This is a genomic window from Gaetbulibacter aestuarii (assembly GCF_039537665.1).
Classification (GTDB): Bacteria; Bacteroidota; Bacteroidia; order Flavobacteriales; family Flavobacteriaceae; genus Gaetbulibacter_A; species Gaetbulibacter_A aestuarii.
Genome location: NZ_BAABAY010000002.1, coordinates 485,336 through 508,886 on the forward strand (window position 1 = coordinate 485,336; position 23,551 = coordinate 508,886).

The window sequence follows — 23,551 nt, forward strand, 5'->3', positions numbered from 1 at the left end:
GGTAATTCAGGTGGCGAGCCTAAAATTCACCTTCAGTAATAACCTTAAACCAAATATGCATTCGCCTATCAACCAACTGATAGCAGCTTAATTTAAATTAAACACAGGCTTTTGAACGAAATTATAATCGAACTGGAAGAGATCTCACCGAAAGAATTTTTTGGTGCTCAAAATGTAAACATTGAACTGTTAAAAAAATATTTCCCAAAACTCAAGATCGTAGCACGCGGTAACAAGCTGAAAGCCTTTGGCGATGAAGAACTTCTCGAAGAATTCGATCGCCGTATGAATATGCTCTTCAAGCATTTCGGGCGCTACAATAAGATCGACGAAAATACCATCGAGCGCGTGCTCACCAGCCAAAGTAGCGACGACTATAACACCTCCAAGCAAAGTGGTGAAGTTCTTGTGCATGGCGTTGGCGGTAAGCTTATAAAAGCGCAAACCGTTAACCAACGCAAACTCGTAGAACTGATGCGCAAGAACGATATGGTTTTTGCCATTGGTCCTGCAGGAACCGGGAAAACCTACACGGGTGTGGCATTAGCTGTTCAGGCGCTGAAAAACAAGGAAGTAAAACGAATCATATTAACCAGACCTGCGGTGGAAGCCGGAGAAAACCTCGGGTTCCTTCCGGGCGATCTTAAGGAAAAGCTCGACCCATACATGCAACCGCTTTACGATGCGTTGCGCGACATGATCCCCGCAGAGAAATTAGCCCATTACATCGAGAATGGTACCATCCAAATCGCGCCATTAGCATTCATGCGTGGCCGAACGCTGGATAATGCTTTTGTGATTCTCGACGAAGGTCAAAATACCACCCACGCCCAGATGAAAATGTTCTTAACCCGAATGGGCAAGAACGCCAAATTTTTGTTAACCGGCGATCCGGGTCAAATTGACTTGCCACGACGCACCATTTCAGGCCTCAAAGAAGCCTTACTCATATTAAAAAATATCGAGGGCGTGGGCATCATTTTCCTAGACGACAAAGACGTCATACGTCACCATCTTGTAAAAAAGGTCATCGCCGCGTACAAGAACATAGAGAACAGAGAATAATTTTTTTTCAGGAGCTGTTTCCGGCTTTCGGCAGTCGCGCTTTGCAAGGCGCTCCAACAAAGCCTCAATCCGGGCTAGGGCAGCAGAAAAACGAAAGAACATAACAACACAAAATAAAACAGAATTGCAGTCATGAGTCAGACCATCATAAGCACCGATTTTCATTTTCCGGGACAAAAAAGTGTTTACAAAGGCAAAGTGCGCGAAGTCTATAATATCAATGATGAACAATTGGTAATGATCGCAACCGACAGGCTATCGGCCTTCGATGTGGTGATGCCAAAAGGGATTCCATACAAAGGACAAATTTTAAACCAGATCGCCACAAAAATGATGGCAGCTACGGAAGATCTTGTTCCCAATTGGCTAACTGCCACACCGGATCCTAACGTGGCCGTAGGCGAACTTTGCGAACCTTTCAAAGTAGAAATGGTGATTCGTGGTTATTTATCCGGTCATGCCGCTCGCGAATATAAAGCCGGCAAACGCATGATCTGTGGGGTTCCCATGCCTGAAGGGATGAAAGAGAACGATGCTTTCCCGGAACCTATCATCACTCCGGCTACCAAAGCCGAGAAAGGCGATCATGACGAAGATATTTCCGCAGAAGATATCATTAAACGCGGTATCGTTACTGAAGAAGATTATGTTGTTTTAGAAGATTACACCCGAAAATTATTCCGTCGTGGTAGTGAGATCGCAGCATCGCGAGGCTTGATTTTGGTAGATACCAAATACGAATTCGGGAAGACCAAAGAAGGTAAGATCGTGTTGATCGATGAGATCCATACGCCGGATTCCTCACGTTATTTTTATGCCGAAGGTTACGAGGAGCGTCAGGAAAAAGGCGAACCCCAAAAGCAATTATCAAAAGAATTTGTGCGCCAATGGCTCATTGCTAATAATTTTCAAGGTCTGGAAGGTCAAACCGTTCCGGAAATGAGTGATGAATACATCCAAACGGTAAGTGATCGGTACATCGAATTGTATGAGAATATTACCGGAGAAGCCTTCGAAAAAGCCGACGTAAATAATATCGAAAAACGTATCGAAGCCAATGTTTTGGCTTATCTAAAATCATAAAAAATGATACTGAACGCCATGAAAAATTCATGGCGTTCTTGTTTGTTATCCCTAAGTAATTCAATTAATTGTTATGAAACGTGTCTATTTTATTTTTCTGTTTTTCATAGTAGGAACATCATTTTCTAATGCGCAGAACACATCGCCACTTCAGATCGATCAGATCATGCAAGGCGAAGATTTTGTAGGTTATTTACCTGAAAACATCACATGGTCGGACGACAGTAAGGAGGTCTATTTCAGTTGGAATCCCGATGCCGATACATTGCGTTCCACGTATAAAGTTAATGTCCATTCAAAAGATATAAGTAAATTATCAGTTGAAGCGCTTAAAAATCAAACCAATCGAGGTGACTACAATGGGGATGACACTAAAAAGGTCTATGCTTCCAATGGTGATATTTTTCTTGAAGATACCAAAACCTTCAAAATAAAACAGATCACAAACACCCTGAATCGGGAATCAAATCCGGTTTTTTCGGGTAATGATCAGGCGGTGATCTACAGAATGGATAATAATCTTTATACCTGGTCGATGGCTGATGGAAGCACCAAACAACTTACCGATTTTCGCACCGGAAATAAGAAAGAAGACAAAGAAACCGCTCAGGAAAAATGGCTGGAGAACGATCAGCTTGAGGAATTCGATATTCTAAGAAAACGTAAAGGTGAGCAAGATGCGCGCGAATACCGGAATGCTTTGATCGAACCTAAGCGTCCTAAACCCATTTATTTAAATGGAAAAAGACTTTCCTATGTCGTGGCTTCACCTGATCTCAACTACGTGATCTATCGGTTGTATAAAGATGCCAAGGACAAAAATACCGACGTTCCGGATTATGTCACCCAATCAGGATATACAAAAGATAAAATCGCCAGACCTAAGGTTGGCGGGCCGCAAAATCAATACGAATCCTGGATCTACGATACGAAAAGGGATACTATTTACCGGATCAAAACAGATCATTTAAAAGGGATTTACAAAAAACCGGAGTTTTTGAAGGACTATGCTGAAGATACTTCAACTTATAATGAAAGTTATGACGATCCTAAACCTGTGATCATTGGAAGTCCGATTTTTTCTGATGATAATAAGGCGGTGTTTTCCATAAGATCTCAGGATCACAAAGACCGTTGGATTGCACTTTTGGATTTAAATAATGGTGATTTAAAAGACATTGATCATCAGCACGACGAGGCCTGGATTGGCGGACCCGGAATTAGTGGTTATGAAATCAATCAAACCCTAGGGTGGATCGATAATGACCATATTTATTTTCAATCGGAAAAAACAGGTTTTTCTCATTTGTATACCGCCGATGTTAATTCCGGTAAGATAAAAGCTTTAACCGAGGGCGATTTTGAAATTTTGGATGTTCAACTTTCAAAAGATAAAAAGACCTTTTTTATCACCAGTAATAAACCAGGTCCGTTTGAGCATCAATTTTATTATTTACCTGTAAATGGTGGGAAAATGACAAAAATCACTAATGTTAAAGGTGGTTTTGAGGTTTCCGTTTCACCGGATGAAAAAATGCTGGCGCTTCGCTATTCCTACATCAATAAACCCTGGGAATTATACCTCATGCCAAATAAGCCGGGAGCAAAAATGGAACAAATAACACATTCCACAACAACACAATTCAAATCGTATCCCTGGCGTGAAAACAAGATCGTGAAGTTTAAAGCCTCTGACGGTGTCATGGTTCCGGCTACTTTATATGAACCATCGCCTGATAAAAAGAATGGCGCTGCGATTATTTTTGTACACGGTGCGGGTTATTTACAAAATGTACATCACTGGTGGTCGTCCTACTTTAGAGAATATATGTTCAATAATATGTTGGCCGATAATGGGTATACCGTTTTAGCGATTGATTATAGAGCAAGTAAAGGCTACGGGCGCGATTGGCGTACAGCAATTTACCGTCACATGGGTGGTCGCGATTTCGAAGATCAGGTTGACGGTGCCAAATATTTGGTAAATGAACAAGGCATCGATCAGGATCGCATAGGTATTTACGGGGGTTCTTACGGCGGGTTCATGACCCTGATGTGTTTATTCAAAGCACCGGAGGTCTTTAAAAGTGGCGCGGCATTACGTTCGGTAACAGATTGGGCGCATTATAACCACGGCTATACTTCTAATATTTTGAATACGCCCGTTGAAGATCCGCAGGCTTACAAACAAAGTTCACCCATTTATTTTGCTGACGGACTTGAAGGTCAATTATTGATGCTTCACGGCGTTATTGATACCAACGTTCATTTTCAGGATGTGGTGCGCTTATCACAGCGTTTGATCGAGCTTGGAAAAAAGAACTGGGACCTGGCGGTATTTCCTTTAGAGAGTCACGGTTTTGTGGAATCTTCCAGCTGGACCGATGAATATAGGAGGATTTTTGATTTGTTCAATAATACCTTGTTAGAGAAGTAATCAAAATTAAGCACATCTATTTTTTAAACCACCCACTGACCTTTTGAATAAGCGCGTAAACAAAATGGTTGGTTTTTGCGTAATGGAACGAGATTATACAAACTATAATCATGAATAGTATGGCTCCTATAACCGCTTCATAAGGATCTAAAGCTTCTGTGAAGTATCGTTTTAATCCGTATCCGGTATAACTTCCATAAAGTAATATGAAATGGATCACATAAATGGACAAGGTTTTCTCGCCAATTCTCGCAATGATGGATTGTTTTAAAAACTGCTCAAACGTATAGAACAAAGCGAATAAAATGAGCACATTACCCAGGCGGATAAACAAATAATTAAAATCGGCACTACGATGAAACAGTTCAACACCGGTAACCTCACTTAGCCAAAAAAGAAAAGAGGTGGAGCAGAACATAAAAAGCAATCCTACAATAAAAAAACATACAATAGAAAACACCTTGAATCGGTCTCTATGCACATGTCTGAAAAATACCGTAGATAAAAAAGCTCCGAATGCTGAATAACCAAACCAAGGTAAAATGGTAAATACGGAGCCGTTACTTTTGGTCATATAATTAGCAAAAACAGCGGGAACATGATCCAGCGTTAAATTGCGGTATAAAGGTTCGGAAACAAAGATGATACAGCCTATGGAGAACAAAACTATCGAATAAATATAGCTGTGCTTTCTAAAAAGTAAATGCAGGAGCACCATAAGGATCAAAGCCAATCCAATACACTGCAATACATCGATTACTAGAACATAAGAATTGAAATAACCGGTAAGCCAACTTAGGATATTTATGCGTAAACTGTAGCCAATGCCCAGTAACAAAAGCCCTCTTAGTATTCCTTTCTTAATACGTTGTTTATCATCGCCTTTAGCATAAGCTTTTAGCAATAAATAGGCAAAAACTAATCCGGATATAGTGAAGAAAACGGGTGCTGTGATACCTCTAAAATATTTCCATACGTTATAAATGGTATTACTTTCGTCCCGATAAATAGGGTTTAGAAGGGTATCTATAAAGTGACCCTGGAGCATCATTAAAATGGCAAATGCTCTTACCGCATCAATAAAATATAGGCGTTTGGCTTGCAAGGCTTAATCAGTTTCAGGGTCTAAATATACTTTTAATTAATGAAAACCTTAAATTCTAAAGTTATATATTTAGTGGCACAACCAATCAACGGAATTCCGTATGGACGATTTCTTAAAGGCTTTTGCTAACCTGACCTGGGGTTTACCCTTACTCATTTTACTTATTGGTGGAGGTTTATATTTATTAATATTATCGCGTTTTTTACCTTTTCGTTTTTTAGGTCATGCTATTCAGGTGTTGCGCGGACGTTATGACGATCCAAATGATCCCGGACAAATAAGTCATTTTCAGGCCTTATCTACGGCTTTATCATCAACTATTGGTATGGGAAATATTGCAGGCGTGGCCGTAGCTATAACCATCGGTGGTCCCGGAGCGGTTTTTTGGATGTGGGTGAGTGCCGTTATTGGGATGTCTACCAAGTTTTTTACGTCAACTTTAGCGATCCTTTATCGCGGAAAAGATAGTGCGGGTCAGTTACAAGGTGGTCCTATGTATTTTATAGTCGAAGGTTTGGGTAAATCCTGGAAACCTGTCGCCTTGTTCTTTAGCTTTTGTGGTATGGTTGGAGCATTACCTGTTTTTAATGTGAATCAATTAACACAAGCTATAAACGATATAGTGCTTATTCCACAAGGGTACACGGTTACTTTTAAATCAAATTTCATTATCGGACTCATTTTAGTTTCCATCACTGCTGTGGTTATTTTAGGCGGACTTGACCGTATAAGTAAAACAGCTTCAAGATTAGTCCCTACTATGGTGGTGCTCTACTTTATTTTAATAGGAATCATACTCATAAGTAATTTTTCAGAAGTTCCCGGATATTTAAAATTAATTTTAACGGAAGCCTTTTCTGCTTCACTTTATAAAGGAGAAACCTTTTTAGGCGGACTTACCGGTGGACTCATTTTACTGGGAATTCGCCGCGGAGCCTTTTCCAATGAGGCCGGTATTGGAACAGCACCTATGGCACACGGCGCGGCCAAAACAGATGAACCTGTTCGCGAAGGGCTCGTGGCCATGTTAGGACCAGCCATTGATACTTTAGTGATCTGTACGCTTACGGCTTTAGCGATTCTAGTCACAGGGGTTTGGCAAAGCTCGGATGCCAATGGTGTGAGTTTAACGGCATCGGCTTTTTCAAATACTATGCCTGGTTATGGTAAATATCTGTTGCTCATTTGTATCATTACTTTCAGTGTAAGCTCCTTACTTTCTTATGCTTATTATGGAACTAAATGTATGTCCTTTTTGGTCGGTGATGGGTACAAACATTATTACAATTATTTCTATCTTATGAGTATCATTCTGGGAGCCACCGCCTCGTTGAGTATGATGATCAATTTGGTCGATGGTTTTTTCGCCTTAATGGCATTTCCTACCATGACAGCAACTATTTTAATGGCACCGCGTGTTATAAAGGAAGTTAAAAGCTATCAACAAAAACTTAAAACCAACCAACTAAAGAATTAAAGCATGACTAAAAAAGATCCTAAAGCGTATTGGAAGGCGAATATCCGTTACGTTCTCATTCTTCTTGTGATTTGGTTTTCGGTATCCTATGGTGCCGGAATTATCTTTAAAGAAGAACTTGATAGTATTAAAATAGGCGGTTTCAAACTAGGCTTTTGGTTTGCTCAACAAGGCTCAATGTATGTTTTTGTGATCCTCATTTTCGTTTATGTTCGATTGATGAATAAACTGGATAAAACCTACGGCTATGATGAGTAATATGATTTTTCTAGAAGCTTTGGATGTCCAGAATTGGACCTATATTCTTGTTGGTCTAACGTTTGCTTTATACATAGGGATTGCAATTTGGTCAAGGGCAGCATCAACGAAAGAATTTTATGTAGCGGGTGGAGGCGTTTCGCCATTAGCAAATGGTATGGCAACGGCAGCCGATTGGATGAGTGCTGCATCCTTTATCTCTATGGCCGGAATTATTTCATTTGCCGGTTATGACGGAGCTGTTTATTTAATGGGCTGGACGGGAGGTTATGTTTTATTGGCATTGCTCTTGGCTCCTTATTTAAGAAAGTTTGGAAAATTTACGGTCCCTGATTTTATTGGTGATCGTTATTATTCTAAAACAGCCAGGTTGGTCGCTGTATTTTGTGCTTTGCTGGTTTCCTTCACTTATGTTGCAGGTCAAATGCGAGGAGTGGGCATCGTTTTTTCAAGGTTTTTAGAGGTAAATATTAATACCGGCGTGATCATCGGAATGATCATTGTTTTGTTTTATGCCGTGTTGGGCGGTATGAAAGGGATCACGTATACCCAGGTAGCTCAGTATTGTGTGCTTATTTTCGCCTTTATGGTGCCCGCAATATTTATATCCATTCAAATGACCGGAAACCCCATTCCGCAATTTGGTTTTGGAAGCACTCTAGCCGATGGTTCGGGAACTTACCTCCTGGATAAATTAGATGGACTGAGCACTGAGCTTGGCTTTAATGCTTACACAAACGGGAGTAAGGCTACGATTGATGTTTTTGCCATTACCCTCGCGCTTATGGTCGGCACTGCAGGTTTACCTCATGTGATCGTACGTTTTTTCACAGTAAAACGTGTAAAGGATGCTCGAAAGTCGGCCGGTTTAGCACTTTTATTGATCGTGATCTTATATACTACCGCGCCAGCGGTTTCTGTTTTTGCAAGAACGAATATGATCGAAACTGTTTCTGAAAAGGCTTATGCTGATGTTCCGGTGTGGTTCAAAAAATGGGAATCTACCGGTTTAATAAGCTTTGATGATAAGAATAAAGATGGCAAAATTACCTATGTAGCCAATCCGGAAAAAAATGAATTAATAGTAGATCGCGATATTATGGTTTTAGCCAATCCTGAAATTGCCAGGTTACCAAACTGGGTAATTGCATTGGTAGCTGCCGGTGGTTTGGCTGCTGCCTTGTCTACTGCTGCCGGTCTCTTGTTGGTTATTTCTTCTTCAGTGTCTCACGATCTTGTTAAAAAAATAATCAACCCGGATATTTCGGAACAAGGCGAATTAATTGCCGCTAGATTGTCGGCAGTTGGAGCAGTTTGTGTGGCCGGATATTTTGGAATAAACCCACCGGGATTTGTTGCTGCAGTTGTGGCATTAGCGTTTGGCCTGGCGGCAGCCTCGTTTTTTCCGGCGATAATTTTAGGTATTTTTTATAAGAGAATGAACAAAGAAGGTGCCGTTGCAGGTATGATTGTTGGAATTACTGCGATGCTCCTTTATATGATCAAATTTAAATTGGGTTGGTTCGACGAAACATTACCGGATCAAAGTGCATGGTGGTTTGGAATTTCTCCGGAAGGCTTTGGAAGTATAGCCATGCTATTGAATTTTGTGGTATCGGTTACCGTGATGCGATTCACGGCAAAACCACCTCAGGACGTTCAGGAATTAGTAGAAAATATTCGTATTCCAAGCGGAGCAGGAGAAGCCACCGATCATTAATTTAAAAAGTATTTTGCGATTCCTTTAGAATAAACATTTTCAAAAACGGTTGGCATGACTTAATTTTATACCACTAAACTTCATAATTCATGAGTAATTATCACATTAAAAATTTAGAAGAATATTTTCAGGTCTATCGAAAATCAATACGGAATCCCGAAGGTTTTTGGGAGGAAGTTGCTGAAGAACATTTTATGTGGCATAAAAAGTGGGATCGCGTGTTAGATTGGGATTTCACTAAACCCGAAGTAAAATGGTTTGAAGGCGCCAAATTGAATATTACCGAAAATTGTATCGACAGGCATTTGAGGATACGTGGTGACAAAACCGCTATTTTATTCGAACCTAACGATCCAAAGGAAGAGGCGCAACATATCAGTTATGCTCAACTTTCGGAACGGGTTAATAAATTTGCCAATGTTTTAAAAGCTCAGGGTGTTAAAAAAGGCGATCGGGTTTGTATCTATTTGCCGATGATTCCCGAACTCGCAGTTTCTGTTTTGGCTTGCGCCAGAATAGGGGCCATTCATTCGGTGGTTTTTGCAGGGTTTTCTTCAACAGCATTAGCAACCCGAATCAATGATTGTGATTGTAAAATGGTTATTACCAGCGATGGTTCGTATCGTGGTGCCAAAACGATCGATTTAAAAGGTATCGTTGATGAGGCTCTGGAGCAGTGTGAAGGTGTGGAAACTGTTCTAATTGCGAAACGCATTCATTCTGATATCGAAATGAAATCAGGTCGAGATCAATGGTTAGAACCTTTACTCGATGAAGCGTCTGCTGATTGTGAGCCAGAGATTATGGATGCTGAAGACCCTTTATTTATTCTATATACTTCCGGTTCAACCGGTAAACCAAAAGGCATGGTGCACACCACTGCCGGATATATGGTTTACACCGCTTACACTTTTAAAAATGTGTTTCAATATCGTGAAGAAGATGTGTATTGGTGCACAGCAGATATCGGTTGGATTACCGGGCACAGCTACATCGTTTACGGACCTTTAGCTAATGGTGCCACTACTGTAATGTTTGAAGGCGTGCCGAGTTATCCGGATTTTGGACGTTTTTGGGAGATCGTTGAAAAACACAAGATCAATCAGTTTTATACTGCGCCAACCGCTATTCGAGCTTTGGCTAAACAAGGCACCGAACTGATTGAAAACCATGATTTGTCGTCATTGAAGGTTCTGGGCTCTGTAGGCGAGCCAATAAATGAGGAAGCCTGGCATTGGTACAATGATAATATTGGTCATAAAAATAGTCCGATTGTAGATACCTGGTGGCAAACGGAAACCGGTGGTATCATGATCACACCAATTCCATATGTTACCCCAACCAAACCAACATATGCCACCTTACCTTTCCCGGGTATTCAACCTGCCTTGATGGACGAGAACGGAAAGGAAATTAAAGGCAATCAAGCCGATGGTCGCTTATGCATTAAGTTTCCATGGCCCAGTATGGCGCGCACCATTTGGGGTAATCATCAACGTTATAAAGACACGTATTTCTCAGCATTTGAAAATATGTACTTTACCGGAGATGGTGCCTTACGCGATGAGGTAGGTTATTACCGAATAACAGGTCGCGTTGATGATGTGATCATTGTTTCCGGTCATAATTTAGGAACAGCGCCTATCGAAGATGCCGTTAACGAGCATCCAGCCGTAGCGGAAAGTGCCATTGTTGGTTTCCCCCATGATGTAAAAGGAAATGCCTTGTATGGTTATGTGATCTTAAAGAATTTCGGTGAAACACGTAATCAGGATAATTTGAGAAAAGAGATCAATCAAATGATCACCGAACAAATCGGACCAATTGCCAAACTGGATAAAATTCAATTTACTCAAGGATTACCGAAAACACGCTCCGGTAAGATCATGCGCCGAATTCTAAGAAAAATAGCGAGTAAAGACACAAGTAACCTTGGCGATACCAGCACTTTATTGAATCCGGAAGTTGTTCAGGACATTATTGATAATGCTTTGTAAAGATCCGGATTAAAATCCACTGAGCAGATAATCCCAGTTCAGGTGCTTTTGTTTATCCAGTCGCGCCAGGATTTTTAAGAAAATCACGGCAGTTATCAAGGCGTCACCACTTGCGGTATGTCGGTCCACTTTAGGCACTTTGAGTTCTTTGCAAAGATCGTCTAGAGAATAATGCGGTAAATTCTCGCGATAAATGATGTGTTTAGATTTTCTGTATAACACACCGGTATCGATAAATGTGTTTTTTAGTTTTCCCAGGCCGTTTCGTTTGAGCATTTCGTTTATCATGTTCTTATCAAAATTGGCATGATGCGCGATTAGAACGCTGTCTTTAATGTAAGCTAGGAAGGCTTTAATGGCTTCCAATTCAGATATTTTTTCCTTTCCGGTGCGTAGTAATTCGTGGATCTTAACAGTTTCAGGTTTAAAAATCTCCTGATGTACATATAATTCTAAACTATTTTTTACCGCTATGATCTTTCCGGTAAAAGCCACAGCACCAATAGAAAGCACACGGTCTTCTTTCGTATTTAATCCTGTAGTTTCTGTATCAAATGCAACAAATCGGGTAGCGTCGATCTCGGGATTTGATTTATTTTCAAAGAGATCTAAATAAGACTGAAAAAATTCAGGATATTCCTTTTTTTCTTTTCTGAACCAATGAAACGCCATTTAAATAAAGTTTTTAAGATCGAAACGGATTTTTAAGGTTTCCTGAACATCGTGTATGGGTTTAAAACAGCGTTTTAATTTAAGTTTTTCTTCCTTGGTTAAACTCTCTAAAGAAATATATTTTCCGGAGTTTCCGTGAAGTAAACCTTGCTTGGTTTTAAACTTCAACAGGGCTTTGAATGCATAGGAACAGGATTCAAACAACTCTTTATTTTCCGGTTCCATGGCGGCTAATTTCTCAAAACGATCTCCGGTGTTATTAAGATGCTTCACATGTTTACTCAAAATTAATAAGCGTCCGGCGTCAATCAAAGGCATCATAGCACGATTCTTAATATTGAACAGGTCCTTTTGTTCATCATGATCTTCAACAACAAATTGTCTGAAGAAACTCAATGGCGACGGACTTTTAACTGCATTGCTTCCCATAAATTTAAAGAAAGCCGATGTGTTTTCTAAGGCATCAAAAATAGCATCCGATAATTCATCCACTAAAGATCTTTCTCCATAAACACAGTTGTAATCAAAAAAAATGGAAGAGAGCAAAATTGCTTTCTCGTTTGGCTGTAGGATCCAATTTCGAAACTGTTGTTTCCATTCCGTTAGTGAGAGGCACCATTCAGGATTACTTCCCATCATATCAGCATCACAATATTCAAAACCTATTTTATTCAATGCTTTGGTAATATGATTGGCGAGTTCCAAAAAATATTCTTTTGTCTTTTCGTATTTAGCTTCGGGCACATCTTCAAAAACTAAAGCATTATCCTGATCTGTAAAAAGTAATTGTTCCCCTCGACCTTGACTACCCAGTGCCATCCATGCAAATTTCACCGGAGGTTTAGAATTCATTTTTTGAAGCGATAATTCAACGACACGTTTTGTCACCGCATCGTTAATCTGTGAAATTATTTTAATGATATGCGACAGTGGTATATTTTGCTCCAAATAATTTTTTAAAAGGGTATTGGTTTTAAGTCGTGCAGAGCGAAGTTTTTTTGTTCGATTGGCTCTTTTGATCTCTTTTAGAATTACTGAAGGAATATTACCAAGCGAAACGAGTACATCGTGGTGGGTAAGTACCCCAACCAACCGGGTGTTTACGGTACCATCTTTGGTAATGCACAAATGACCAATATTATTTTTGATCATTTGAAGCTGTCCGTCAGCAACTGTTAAACCTTTTTTACTCGTTATTACCGGAGAACTCATCACGTTAGAAACCGAAGTCGTAATGGTGTAAAGCCCGGTAGCAATTTTATTTTTTATATCACTATTGGTTATAATACCTAAAGGTTTTTTTTCATTATCAACAACGATGATACAGCCAATTTTGTTCTTACTCATTTTTAAGGCTGCCTCTTGTAGGGTTGATGCAACACTACATGTAATGGGGTTTTTGGTGTAATTAGCAGTTTGAAATGTGGCAAGGTCTTGTGAATTATTTGGCAAATAATCCACAAATATTTCCTTGTTTTCCTCGGCAGAGTATGAATCATATGCGTTCGTGGCAAAGGCCGTAATGAGGTATTTATAAACTTTAGAATTGTTTTCTGCAGCCTCCTGAAAATCCTGGATGGGAATGGCATAAACAATAGACTCCTCATGGGCACTCGCAGTAAGCTTATAATTTTCTTTGGTAATCAGGGGGCGCACACCAAAAATATCACCCACATCACTTATAGAAACTAATTCCTGAGTGTTATTAGCAGTATGAATTAGGCTAATGGCGCCATCGCGCACCATATAAAAGTGGTCCTGAGAACTATCACCTGCTTTAAAAAGGGTATCGCCTTTTTCCAAATAAATGATAGAAACATTTTCAGCAATACTCAATAGCTTTTTAGGTTTAATAAGATCGAATGGTGGATATTTTTCCAAAAAATCCCCGACACGTTCAGCTATAGAGTTTTTCATGAAATAGGCTGTTTTTGTTTTAAGGTTTGATTCTAATTAAAATTTGTATCAGTAAAAGTACTAATTCGCCGTTAATAATTTTATTTTTACCATAGTGATCTTATTAAGAATGTTATTCCAGGTTTTACACTCACTTAAATCTTAATAATAAATAATAAAAAAATGAAAATTAACAGTTTAAGCGAAACAGAATATAATCCTTTCTATAAACGCTACATTCAAAAAGTACCACAAGATTTGACACTGATCCAGGGCTATATGGATGGCGAAAAGGCGATGGTAAGGTTCTTCAAAAATATCCCTGATAAAAAGCATAATTATCGGTATGAATCCGATAAATGGAGTGTTAAGGAAGTCATCCAACATATTATTGATACGGAACGAATCTTTATGTATCGTTGTTTACGAATTTCAAGACATGATAAAACACCTTTGGCTGGATTTGAGCAGGACGATTTTATAGCACCTTCCAGAGCGCATCAAAAGGACATGGAAAACCTGATCGACGAATACAAGGCCGTTAGGAATCATTCGATCGAATTTTTAAAAAGTCTACACGACAATGATCTTAAATTCATTGGTAATGCATCAGGCAATCAAATGTCTGCCAGAGCTGCGGCCTGTATTGTTTTAGGACATGAGATATGGCATCGAGAAATACTGAAAGAACGCTATTTATAGATCGTCAGTAAGCGGGATTTCGATCTGAGGAATCTTCCTTAGGATAATAAAAACTAAAAAGGATAAAATTCCAAAAATTGAAAAACCGATAAAAAGAGGCAACACAGAGGTTTTTACGAAACTTCCAATAAAATTGGCAATAGGCACTGCCATAACCGTTGAAATAAAACCGTTTATAGCCGCTCCAATACCCGCAATATGACCAAGTGGCTCCATAGCCAAAGCTCTTAAGTTACCAAATAAAAAGCCTACGAAAAAGAACTGCATGGCAAAGAATGTTAAGAGCAAATAGACACTAGGGTTTTTTCCGGAAGCAAACAAAAATACATAGAGAATAGACACGACTGCATAACCTATACAGGATACAAAAGCTATTTTTAAAGCACCAAATTTTTCAACTAACTGACTGTTTAAAAAAGTAGCCAGACCAACCGTTATTGCCAGACTGGCGAATATATAAGGAAACATATCAGCCATATTATATTGCACCTGGAAGATCTGTTGCGAAGTACTCAAATACACCATAAAAGATCCTGTAATAAATCCGGAAACCAAAGTAAATGCCACGGCTTCTTTATATTTAAAAAACTCTTTCACGCCATCAATAAAAAGATGCGAACTGAACTTAATACGTTTTTCTTTTTCCAGAGTTTCAGGTTGGCGAATGGCGAACCAGATGATGACGAACACACCAATTATTAAATTGAAATAAAAAATGGATTCCCAGTTGAAAAAGTTTAATAAAAACTGACCTAAAGTTGGGGCAACCACAGGTACCAGTATGAAGAACATCACAACGATAGAAACGATCTTGGCCATATAATCGCCGTGAAATTGATCTCGGATCATAGATAAACTCAGTGTTCTTGGTGAGGCTAAACCTATTCCTTGTAATATACGGCCAACGATCATTACCTCGAAATTTTTGGTAAATACACAAATTAAACTGGCGATGATAAAAATGCTAAATCCAACGTAAACTATAGGTTTTCTTCCGAAGCTATCGGATAGGGGTCCGAAAACAAGTTGACCACAACCAATTCCTAAAAAGATCATGGTGATAAGCAATTGATTCTCATTGCTTGAATGTGTTTGAAGGTCAGACCCAATAGTTGCCAACGCGGGTAGTAAAGCATCTATAGAGAGCGCCACTAATGACATTAAGGAGGCCATCATGGCGATAAATTCGAAATTAAAATTTCTAACTTTCTTTTTCATTTGGCAAAAGTAAGAGAATAAATTCTCTGAAATATGTATTTTGCATTTATTAATACAATTTTAATATTGTTAAATTTGATACTGAAAAGAAAACTATTCAAATGAAAATTCAGCCGCTTTTAGACTATATCAATCGCTATGTGGAATTAACTCCGGAAGAAGCCGCTATTATTGAAGAAAAAGTCATTTTCAGAAAATACTTAAAGGGGCAATTTGTTTTACAGCAAGGCGATGTTTGTAAATACCAATCCTTTGTAATTTCAGGTTGCACCAAAACTTATTACAGCGATGAGGAAGGGCAGGAGCATATCGTCCTTTTTTCTGTTGAAGATTGGTGGCTCTCGGATATAGGGAGTTTCATGAGCCAGAGTCCTGCGGATTTTAATATTCAATGTATTGAGCCTACTGAACTCATTATGTTTTCTTATGAAGCTACCGAATATCTTTATGAAAAGATACCGAAACTGGAACGTTTTTTCCGCCAGGTTTTGGAACGCGGATTGGTAGCTACTCAAAAACGCTTAATTCGAAATTTTAGCCTTTCAGCCAAAGAACATTATCTCTATTTTAAGGAACAATACCCGGAAATTGAACAACGTATTCCACAATATCTGGTAGCATCTTATCTGGGAATTACCAAAGAGTTCCTGAGTAAAATTAAGGCGCAACTTCTTTTCGAAGAATAAAATGTTAAACTAGTTTAATATTTTTTGATAATCTACTTCATTTTTTAATTCAACGAGGTTTTCGATCTTTGTGCATCAAAAATTTGTTAACCAAAAAAACACATATTATAAAATGAAAAAGACTTTTAAAAACATTGCTATTCTTGCACTTATTAGTGTTATCGGAACAGCTTTCACAACCAGTAATATTGAAAAAAAATCTGTAAAAGTTGAAGCTAGCCAAGTGATTTGGAAAGGGTATAAAGTAACTGGTTCTCACGAAGGAACGATTGCTATTGAAGAAGGAACGCTAACTTTTGATAATGATAAGTTAGTAGGAGGAGAATTCGTAATTGATATGACGACTATTGCCAACACGGATCTTGAAGGTGATTACAAATCAAAATTAGAAGGACATTTAAAATCTGATGATTTCTTTGGCGTTGAAAGTCACCCAACTGCATCTTTAGTGTTCACTGAGGTAACACCTTCAGGTAAAAATGCTTATGATGTAACTGGTGATCTTACCATTAAAGGCATTACAAAACCGGTAAACTTTACCATGGCGATCTACGGAAGTAAGGCTAATGCTACTTTAAAGATCGATCGTTCAGAATACAACGTACGCTACGGTTCATCAAGCTTTTTTGATGGATTGAAAGATAAAGTAATCTACGATGAATTTGATTTAGTTGCAGATTTACAATTCTAAGACATTCTGTACCATAAAAAATTGCTAGAAAAAGAAAAAAGTCCCGCTATTTAGCGGGACTTTTTTTAATGTATGTTTTTAATGGCATCTAATACCATTTGGTAATAGGCTTTATTTGAAGGAACCAAATGATCATTAGGCGTATCAATAGCATCAATGAACCCTTGAAATTCCTCTAAACTCACCAATTTTAATGCTTCCACCTCTTCTTCCTGGCGTTGCAGTTGGTCTATATCAACTTTTAATTTGCATAAAAAGCTGTGGTGAAATTCATTATCCTTGAGGCCTGAATCATAACTTTGGAAACAGGGAAAGATACCGATTTTATGCAAATCCTCTTTAGAGATATGCAAACCAATTTCTTCTTCCGTTTCTCTTAAAGCTGCGGAGGTAATCGATTCACCGGCATCGATATGTCCGGCAACGGAAACGTCCCAAAGTAGTGGGCAAATGGTTTTTTTAGCCGAACGCTGCGACAATAAAATAGCCTTGGAATCGGTATAAAACCATATGTGAACCGTATTATGATAAAATCCTTTTTGATGTACTTCTGATTTTAAAGCTGATGCTCCGGTTGGTATCCCGGTTTCAGTTAAAATATCTAAATATTCTTCCATAAGCATAAAAAAAGCCTCGGTTAAGAGGCTATTAAGTTTTAATTAAAGTAGCTAAATGATTCACCATCTTTGATCTGTAGTAGGGTTTCATAGATCAATCTGATCACATTTTCAACATCGTCTTTATGAACCATTTCTACAGTGGTGTGCATATAACGCAATGGTAAAGAAATCAAAGCAGAAGCTACACCACCATTGCTATAAGCAAAGGCATCCGTATCTGTTCCAGTGGCTCTAGAGAGCGCTGAACGCTGGAACGGAATTTTTTTACTTTCAGCAGTATCCGTGATAAGATCACGCAGTTTTTGCTGCACAGCCGGAGCATAAGCAACAACAGGACCCAGACCAAGCTCAAGATGGCCTTCTTTTTTCTGCTCGATCATTGGGGTAGTAGTATCGTGAGTTACGTCGGTAACAATGGCAACATTTGGTTTAATGGTTTGGGTGATCATCTCTGCACCACGCAACCCAATTTCTTCCTGTACAGAATTCGTCACGTAAAGACCAAATGGTAATTTAATGTTATTTTCCTTTAATAAACGTGCTACTTCGGCGATCATAAAACCACCCATACGATTATCCAGGGCACGACAAACAAATTTGTCTTTATTAAGAATGTGGAATTCATCCGGATAGGTAATGACACACCCCACATGAACGCCCATTTTTTCAACTTCTGCCTTATCTTTTGCACCGATGTCGATAGTGATGTTATCGGGTTTCGGTGCTTCTTCTTTTGATTTATCTCTGGTGTGAATTGCAGGCCAGCCAAAAACACCTTTCACAATACCATTTTTGGTATGGATATTAACAATCTTACTCGGCGCTATTTGATGGTCGCTTCCTCCATTTCGGATAACATAGATCAAGCCGTTATCTGTAATGTAATTAACGTACCACGAAATTTCATCGGCATGCCCTTCAATAACCACTTTATATTTAGCATCAGGGTTTATCACACCAACTGCTGTACCGTAGGTATCGGTAATAAACTCATCAACATAAGGTTTTAGATAATCCATCCACAATTTTTGGCCGGTCCACTCGTATCCTGTCGGCGCTGCATTATTCAAATATTTCTCAAGGAAGTCCATCGACTTCGCATTTAGAACACTTTTTTTTGCCATATGATTTATGTTAATTTAAGGTCTGTGATCGTAGCGATCAATGAATATTATACTGTCTTTTGTAAAAGTACTAGGATTTATTCAGTTTTTAAAAGTTTATAAAAATAATTTGTAACATCTTTTCATTACCACATACTTATAGCCTGGTACACTAAAACTAACATATATGAAATTAAGCATTACCAACCTCACGAAAACCTACAAAAACGGTGTAAAAGCTATTGACAATCTCAATTTAGAAATTGGTACCGGTATGTTCGGCCTTTTGGGTCCGAATGGTGCCGGAAAATCCACGCTGATGCGGACCATCGCAACCCTGCAAAGTCCTGATTCTGGATCTATTCAATTTGGTGAAATCAATGTTTTAAAAGATAAAATGGCCTTAAGAAAGGTTTTGGGCTATTTACCACAATCTTTCGGAGTATATCCAAAAATGTCTGCCGAGGCGCTTCTGGATTATTTTGCTACGCTGAAAGGTGTGAAATCTAAAACTGATCGTGAAACTCTGGTAAAGGAAGTGTTAGAGATTACCAACCTTTATGAAGTACGTAAAAAGGAGGTGGCAGGCTATTCCGGTGGCATGAAACAACGCTTCGGTATTGCGCAACTTCTTTTGAATAACCCAAAGTTGATAATTGTAGATGAACCAACGGCAGGATTGGATCCCGCTGAACGCCATCGCTTTTTAAATGTACTGAGGGAAGTAGGTACCAATTGTTCTGTTATTTTCTCAACGCATATTGTAGATGATGTGAAAGAACTTTGTAATGAAATGGCCATTCTGAACGGTGGCCGCATATTGCAACATACCACACCAACTGAGGCTACAGAAGCTATAAAAGGCAAGATTTGGACACGCATTATTGAGCGTGACGAATTAGAATCTATGGAGGCGACTTTTAATGTTCTGTCTTCTAATTACAATCAGGATAATACCCTGAACATCCGCGTTTATGCCGATGAACAACCGGCTCCCGAATTCAGAACCGTAGCACCACAATTAGATGATGTTTATTTTATAGCATTAAAGTCTGATACCGAAGTAACAGCCTAAACCTTGATCTCCTAAAATTCAAAATAATTATGTTTTTAACTATTTTAAAACACGAATTACGATACTGGTTTAGAAAGCCTGCATTTTATATTTACACGGCAATTTTTGTATTGATTTCCATGTTCTTATCCGCTAGTGCAGCCGGTATTTTTGATGGTGTAACCGTTACCACAGGATCAACCTCAATTGTGAATTCGCCATTTGGTATTGCCAACCTGTTCATTACTATGGCCATACTTATTTTCTTTTTGTTTCCCTCTATTATCGGTCTTTCCGTATACCGGGATTACAGAAGTGATATGCACACCATCTTGTACTCTTACCCGTTTTCAAAATCGAATTACTTATTTGCCAAGTTTTTCAGCGGTGTTATTGTGGTGACTTGTATTGTAATTGCTATTGGATTTGCTCTTTTTATTGGATTCCGTTTACCGGGAACAAATTCAGATATCGTAACGGCGTTTAGTTTACAGGCGTATCTAACAACATATTTGGTCTTTATCTTGCCCAATATTTTATTATTTGGAGCCATTGTTTTTGGTGTGGTAACCTTCACAAGAAACATTGCGGCAGGGTTTATCACGATTATTCTTCTCCTATTCATTCAGGGGCTTATGGAAAGTTTACTCTCCGATCCCGAAAATCGTTTGATCGCAGCTTTATTGGACCCTTATGGAGGTGCAGCACTAAATTATTACACGCGATATTGGACCTTAGCTGAGCAAAATGAACTTCAGTTGCCCATCAAATCTGTTATAATTTATAACCGACTCATTTGGCTTTCTGTGGCTACTATAGTGTTTGGTTTGGTTTATAAATTTTTCTCCTTTAGTCAGAATACCTTAACATTCAGTTTCAAAAAACACAAAGAAACGCGCTCAGTTAAAAAGAATTTTGGAGGTATCGTTCGTATTAAATTACCAAAAGTAACTGTAGATTATTCCTTTTGGCATAATTTGAAAACAACCTGGAGATTATCGAACATCGATTTCAAATATATTTTAAAGAACTGGCCGTTTTTAAGTATTGTTCTGGTTGGCTTAATCATTGTTTTGATTGCCTTATCGGAAGTTGGAAACCTTTTTGGAACGGAGACCTTGCCCGTAACCTGGAAAATGCTTAACAGTGGTGGTTCCTTCACTGTAGCAATAAACATCTGTACATTTTTGTATGCCGGCATGCTGGTACATCGGAGCAAAATTGCTAAAATGAATGAGTTGATGGATGTAACACCAATACCGAACTGGAGTTTATTTACTTCCAAGTTTATAGCGCTTATCAAGATGCAGGTCGTATTGTTAGGGGTTATCATGCTTTCAGGAATTCTTTTCCAGATCTATAAAGGTTTTTATCATTTTGAGATCGGACATTACCTTGAGGAACTTATTGGCTTAAGACTTATTAATTATGTGATTTGGGCATTTTTGGCTTTATTCATTCAAACCTTATTTCGTAATCCCTATATCGGTTTATTTGTATTGTTGGTACTTTCTATCGGAATTCCACTATTGCGTTTTGCCGGAATAGAGCAGGCTATTTTTAAATACAATGATGGTCCGGGCTTTCAATATTCTGATATGGATGGGTATGGATCGAGCCTCATACCGTATTTTACCTATAAGCTCTATTGGATCCTTGCAGGCTTAATGCTATTCATTTTATCTGCCATGTTTTGGGTGCGAGGGATTCCGCATTCTTTCAAAGAACGTTTATCAATCGCTAAATCTCGTTTTAAAGGTATTTACGTGGTTAGTTTTGTGGTTTTATTTGCAGCATTCATTGGTCTTGGAGGTCGTATTTATTATGAAAATAATATCTTGAATGAACGAGTTTCTGCGAAAGAACGAGAACAACGCCAGGTAACCTGGGAAAAGACCTATAAAAAGTATCAGGATAAAGCACAACCGCGTATTGTAGCGGTAAAAGCTGATATGAACATTTTTCCGAAAACCCTGGATTTTAAAGCAAGTTGCGACTACCTTATGGTCAACAAATCGGGTGAGGTTATTGATAGTATTCTTTTGAATCATAATGATTATCCAAGTACATTCAGGTTTGATAAACCTGTAAACCTTGTTTCAGAAGATACTGTTTACAATTTCAATATTTATCAATTGAAATCACCGTTGCAACCGGGCGATAGTTTAAAACTCCACGTAACGGTTCAAAATAAACCCAATTCCTGGTTGCGTAAAAATTCACCGGTATTAGAAAATGGCACCTTTATCAATAATTTTGTGCTATTTCCTTCGCTGGGTTATTCTTCTATTAATGAATTAACGGATAACAAAACAAGGGAAAAATATGGTTTACCACCAAATGATCTGAAACCGGAGCCTACTGATTCTACAGCCTTGGGTAATACCTACATTAGTAAAGATTCCGATTGGATCGATTTTGAAGCTACAGTAAGCACCTCTCCGGATCAAATTGCCATAGCTCCGGGATATTTGCAAAAAGAATGGACAGAAAACGGTCGTCGCTATTTCCATTACAAAATGGATAGTAAGATCATGAATTTCTTCGCATTTAATTCAGCGCGGTATGAAGTGAAGAAGGATAAGTGGCACGATGTGGATCTGGAAATCTATTATCACAAAGGACATGAATACAACCTGGAAAGGATGTTTGCGGGCATGAAGGCTTCTTTAGATTACAATTCCAAAAATTTCAGTCCGTACCAACACCGTCAGGCGCGTATCATTGAGTTCCCGAGAACTTCAGGAACCTTTGCCCAATCGTTCCCAAATACCATTCCGTATTCTGAGGGTATTGGCTTTATTGCTGCCGTAGATGATTCCGAAGAAGGCGGGGTAGATTATCCTTTCGCTGTAACGGTTCATGAAGTAGCGCATCAGTGGTGGGCACACCAGGTTATTGGTGCTGATGTTCAAGGTGCCACCATGCTCTCTGAAAGTATGTCTGAATACGTTTCACTGGAAGTATTGAAACATCAGCATGGCACAAACAAAATGCGTAAATTTCTGAAACGTGCATTAGATGAATATTTAACCCGAAGAACCTTAGAACGTAAGCGCGAAAAACCATTGATGTATAACGATGGTCAGGGTTATATTCGCTACCAGAAAGGTTCACTGGTATTCTATGCACTCGCCGATTATATTGGCGAGGATAAGTTGAATCATGCATTACACGATTATGTGGAGAAAGTTAAATTTCAATATCCACCATATACCACAACGGTTGATATGATGAATTACATCCGCGAAGTAACACCGGATTCACTCCAATATACTTTACATGATATGTTCGAAACCATTACTTTATATGAAAACCGGATCAAGAATGTAACTTCTACGAAACTGGATAACGGAAAATATAAAGTAGATATTGAATTTGAAGTGAGTAAATATCGAAATGATGAAAAAGGTAAAAAGTTCTATTCAGATAATAAGACGGATTCTTTGAGTTTTAAAACCGAAGAAATGTCTAAAGCTATTTATTCTCTACCTCTGGCAGATTATGTTGATATAGGTATTTTTGCTACTGATAAGGATAAACCGGCAGGTGATAATGAAGAAGTTCTTTATTTTAAAAAGCACAAGATCACGGCTATTGATAATAAAGTGAGTATCATTGTTGATAAGGAACCTACAGAAGTAGGGGTAGATCCTTATAACAAACTGATCGATACAAACTCGTTAGACAACAGGCGCCAAATATAATTCTGCTAACCAATCATACCAAACCTGTAAGCTTTAACGTTTACAGGTTTTTTGATCTAT

The 23,551-nt window shown here is 38.6% G+C and carries 18 protein-coding genes; 12 read left to right on the forward strand and 6 right to left on the reverse strand.

The window, feature by feature from the left end; all coding sequences use genetic code 11:
* The first annotated feature begins 111 nt into the window (after positions 1-111).
* The 3 genes from ABD682_RS10980 (at position 112) to ABD682_RS10990 (ending at position 4,585) form a co-directional block, all read left to right on the forward strand.
* Positions 112-1,065, forward strand: a complete 954-nt coding sequence (locus ABD682_RS10980) for a PhoH family protein (protein WP_344741398.1) — start codon at positions 112-114, stop codon at positions 1,063-1,065.
* A 132-nt stretch (positions 1,066-1,197) separates the two neighbouring features.
* Entirely contained in the window at positions 1,198-2,148 is a 951-nt protein-coding gene (locus tag ABD682_RS10985) for a phosphoribosylaminoimidazolesuccinocarboxamide synthase (protein WP_344741400.1), read from the forward strand.
* A 73-nt stretch (positions 2,149-2,221) separates the two neighbouring features.
* Positions 2,222-4,585 carry a S9 family peptidase gene (locus tag ABD682_RS10990; protein WP_344741403.1) on the forward strand — a complete coding sequence of 788 codons (2,364 nt, stop codon included), beginning with the start codon at positions 2,222-2,224 and terminating at the stop codon, positions 4,583-4,585.
* Positions 4,586-4,601: 16 nt separating this feature from the next.
* On the opposite strand, the gene ABD682_RS10995 is transcribed toward ABD682_RS10990, so the two are convergent.
* Positions 4,602-5,690 (reverse strand): heparan-alpha-glucosaminide N-acetyltransferase domain-containing protein, encoded by a 1,089-nt coding sequence (locus tag ABD682_RS10995; RefSeq protein ID WP_344741404.1) that lies wholly within the window; start codon positions 5,688-5,690, stop codon positions 4,602-4,604.
* Positions 5,691-5,790: 100 nt separating this feature from the next.
* Between ABD682_RS10995 and ABD682_RS11000 the strand changes: the two genes are divergently transcribed.
* From ABD682_RS11000 to acs, 4 genes are all read left to right on the forward strand, one after another.
* Entirely contained in the window at positions 5,791-7,167 is a 1,377-nt protein-coding gene (locus ABD682_RS11000) for an alanine/glycine:cation symporter family protein (RefSeq protein ID WP_344741405.1), read from the forward strand.
* Positions 7,168-7,170: 3 nt separating this feature from the next.
* Positions 7,171-7,425: a DUF4212 domain-containing protein gene (locus tag ABD682_RS11005; protein WP_344741406.1), complete on the forward strand. Its 255-nt coding sequence runs from the start codon at positions 7,171-7,173 to the stop codon at positions 7,423-7,425.
* 19 nt (positions 7,426-7,444) lie between these two features.
* Entirely contained in the window at positions 7,445-9,145 is a 1,701-nt protein-coding gene (locus ABD682_RS11010) for a sodium:solute symporter family protein (RefSeq protein ID WP_344741627.1), read from the forward strand.
* An 89-nt stretch (positions 9,146-9,234) separates the two neighbouring features.
* Complete coding sequence (gene acs / locus ABD682_RS11015) at positions 9,235-11,142, forward strand: acetate--CoA ligase (RefSeq protein WP_344741407.1); 1,908 nt, start codon at positions 9,235-9,237, stop codon at positions 11,140-11,142.
* A 9-nt stretch (positions 11,143-11,151) separates the two neighbouring features.
* Here acs and ABD682_RS11020 read toward each other — a convergent pair whose 3' ends face one another.
* Both ABD682_RS11020 and ABD682_RS11025 read right to left on the reverse strand, forming a co-directional pair.
* Positions 11,152-11,814, reverse strand: a complete 663-nt coding sequence (locus ABD682_RS11020) for a 3'-5' exonuclease (RefSeq protein ID WP_344741408.1) — start codon at positions 11,812-11,814, stop codon at positions 11,152-11,154.
* Positions 11,815-13,731: a DUF294 nucleotidyltransferase-like domain-containing protein gene (locus ABD682_RS11025; RefSeq protein WP_344741409.1), complete on the reverse strand. Its 1,917-nt coding sequence runs from the start codon at positions 13,729-13,731 to the stop codon at positions 11,815-11,817.
* 162 nt (positions 13,732-13,893) lie between these two features.
* Between ABD682_RS11025 and ABD682_RS11030 the strand changes: the two genes are divergently transcribed.
* A complete protein-coding gene (locus ABD682_RS11030) occupies positions 13,894-14,412 on the forward strand; it encodes a DinB family protein (RefSeq protein ID WP_344741410.1) in 519 nt (172 codons plus the stop codon).
* On the opposite strand, the gene ABD682_RS11035 is transcribed toward ABD682_RS11030, so the two are convergent.
* Positions 14,407-15,630, reverse strand: coding sequence for a multidrug effflux MFS transporter (locus tag ABD682_RS11035; protein ID WP_344741413.1), 1,224 nt, complete (start codon positions 15,628-15,630; stop codon positions 14,407-14,409). The two genes, ABD682_RS11030 and ABD682_RS11035, sit on opposite strands and share 6 nt — an antisense overlap.
* 101 nt (positions 15,631-15,731) lie before the next feature.
* Between ABD682_RS11035 and ABD682_RS11040 the strand changes: the two genes are divergently transcribed.
* Both ABD682_RS11040 and ABD682_RS11045 read left to right on the forward strand, forming a co-directional pair.
* A complete protein-coding gene (locus ABD682_RS11040; protein WP_344741415.1) occupies positions 15,732-16,316 on the forward strand; it encodes a Crp/Fnr family transcriptional regulator in 585 nt (194 codons plus the stop codon).
* 112 nt (positions 16,317-16,428) lie between these two features.
* Positions 16,429-17,007, forward strand: a complete 579-nt coding sequence (locus ABD682_RS11045) for a YceI family protein (RefSeq protein ID WP_344741416.1) — start codon at positions 16,429-16,431, stop codon at positions 17,005-17,007.
* 65 nt (positions 17,008-17,072) lie between these two features.
* On the opposite strand, the gene ABD682_RS11050 is transcribed toward ABD682_RS11045, so the two are convergent.
* On the reverse strand, positions 17,073-17,624 hold the full coding sequence (locus ABD682_RS11050; protein WP_344741417.1) for an NUDIX hydrolase: 552 nt from the start codon (positions 17,622-17,624) through the stop codon (positions 17,073-17,075).
* Between the two features lie 38 nt (positions 17,625-17,662).
* Positions 17,663-18,751 carry a M42 family metallopeptidase gene (locus tag ABD682_RS11055; protein WP_344741419.1) on the reverse strand — a complete coding sequence of 363 codons (1,089 nt, stop codon included), beginning with the start codon at positions 18,749-18,751 and terminating at the stop codon, positions 17,663-17,665.
* A 166-nt stretch (positions 18,752-18,917) separates the two neighbouring features.
* On the opposite strand from ABD682_RS11055, the gene ABD682_RS11060 reads away from it, so the two are divergent.
* Together ABD682_RS11060 and ABD682_RS11065 are read left to right on the forward strand one after the other, a co-directional pair.
* Positions 18,918-19,805 carry an ABC transporter ATP-binding protein gene (locus ABD682_RS11060; protein WP_344741420.1) on the forward strand — a complete coding sequence of 296 codons (888 nt, stop codon included), beginning with the start codon at positions 18,918-18,920 and terminating at the stop codon, positions 19,803-19,805.
* A 29-nt stretch (positions 19,806-19,834) separates the two neighbouring features.
* Positions 19,835-23,491 carry an ABC transporter permease/M1 family aminopeptidase gene (locus tag ABD682_RS11065; protein WP_344741421.1) on the forward strand — a complete coding sequence of 1,219 codons (3,657 nt, stop codon included), beginning with the start codon at positions 19,835-19,837 and terminating at the stop codon, positions 23,489-23,491.
* The last annotated feature ends 60 nt before the right edge of the window (positions 23,492-23,551 follow it).

What these genes read in the sequence shown, in the direction of transcription:
- ABD682_RS11065 (WP_344741421.1), top strand. Translation starts at nt 19,835, where the DNA reads ATGTTTTTAACTATTTTAAAACACGAATTACGATACTGGTTTAGAAAG.
- ABD682_RS10990 (WP_344741403.1), top strand. Translation starts at nt 2,222, where the DNA reads ATGAAACGTGTCTATTTTATTTTTCTGTTTTTCATAGTAGGAACATCA.
- ABD682_RS11035 (WP_344741413.1), bottom strand. Translation starts at nt 15,630, where the DNA reads ATGAAAAAGAAAGTTAGAAATTTTAATTTCGAATTTATCGCCATGATG.
- ABD682_RS11050 (WP_344741417.1), bottom strand. Translation starts at nt 17,624, where the DNA reads ATGGAAGAATATTTAGATATTTTAACTGAAACCGGGATACCAACCGGA.
- ABD682_RS11030 (WP_344741410.1), top strand. Translation starts at nt 13,894, where the DNA reads ATGAAAATTAACAGTTTAAGCGAAACAGAATATAATCCTTTCTATAAA.
- ABD682_RS11045 (WP_344741416.1), top strand. Translation starts at nt 16,429, where the DNA reads ATGAAAAAGACTTTTAAAAACATTGCTATTCTTGCACTTATTAGTGTT.
- ABD682_RS11005 (WP_344741406.1), top strand. Translation starts at nt 7,171, where the DNA reads ATGACTAAAAAAGATCCTAAAGCGTATTGGAAGGCGAATATCCGTTAC.
- ABD682_RS11025 (WP_344741409.1), bottom strand. Translation starts at nt 13,731, where the DNA reads ATGAAAAACTCTATAGCTGAACGTGTCGGGGATTTTTTGGAAAAATAT.
- ABD682_RS11055 (WP_344741419.1), bottom strand. Translation starts at nt 18,751, where the DNA reads ATGGCAAAAAAAAGTGTTCTAAATGCGAAGTCGATGGACTTCCTTGAG.
- ABD682_RS10985 (WP_344741400.1), top strand. Translation starts at nt 1,198, where the DNA reads ATGAGTCAGACCATCATAAGCACCGATTTTCATTTTCCGGGACAAAAA.
- acs (WP_344741407.1), top strand. Translation starts at nt 9,235, where the DNA reads ATGAGTAATTATCACATTAAAAATTTAGAAGAATATTTTCAGGTCTAT.
- ABD682_RS11020 (WP_344741408.1), bottom strand. Translation starts at nt 11,814, where the DNA reads ATGGCGTTTCATTGGTTCAGAAAAGAAAAAAAGGAATATCCTGAATTT.
- ABD682_RS11060 (WP_344741420.1), top strand. Translation starts at nt 18,918, where the DNA reads ATGAAATTAAGCATTACCAACCTCACGAAAACCTACAAAAACGGTGTA.
- ABD682_RS11000 (WP_344741405.1), top strand. Translation starts at nt 5,791, where the DNA reads ATGGACGATTTCTTAAAGGCTTTTGCTAACCTGACCTGGGGTTTACCC.
- ABD682_RS11040 (WP_344741415.1), top strand. Translation starts at nt 15,732, where the DNA reads ATGAAAATTCAGCCGCTTTTAGACTATATCAATCGCTATGTGGAATTA.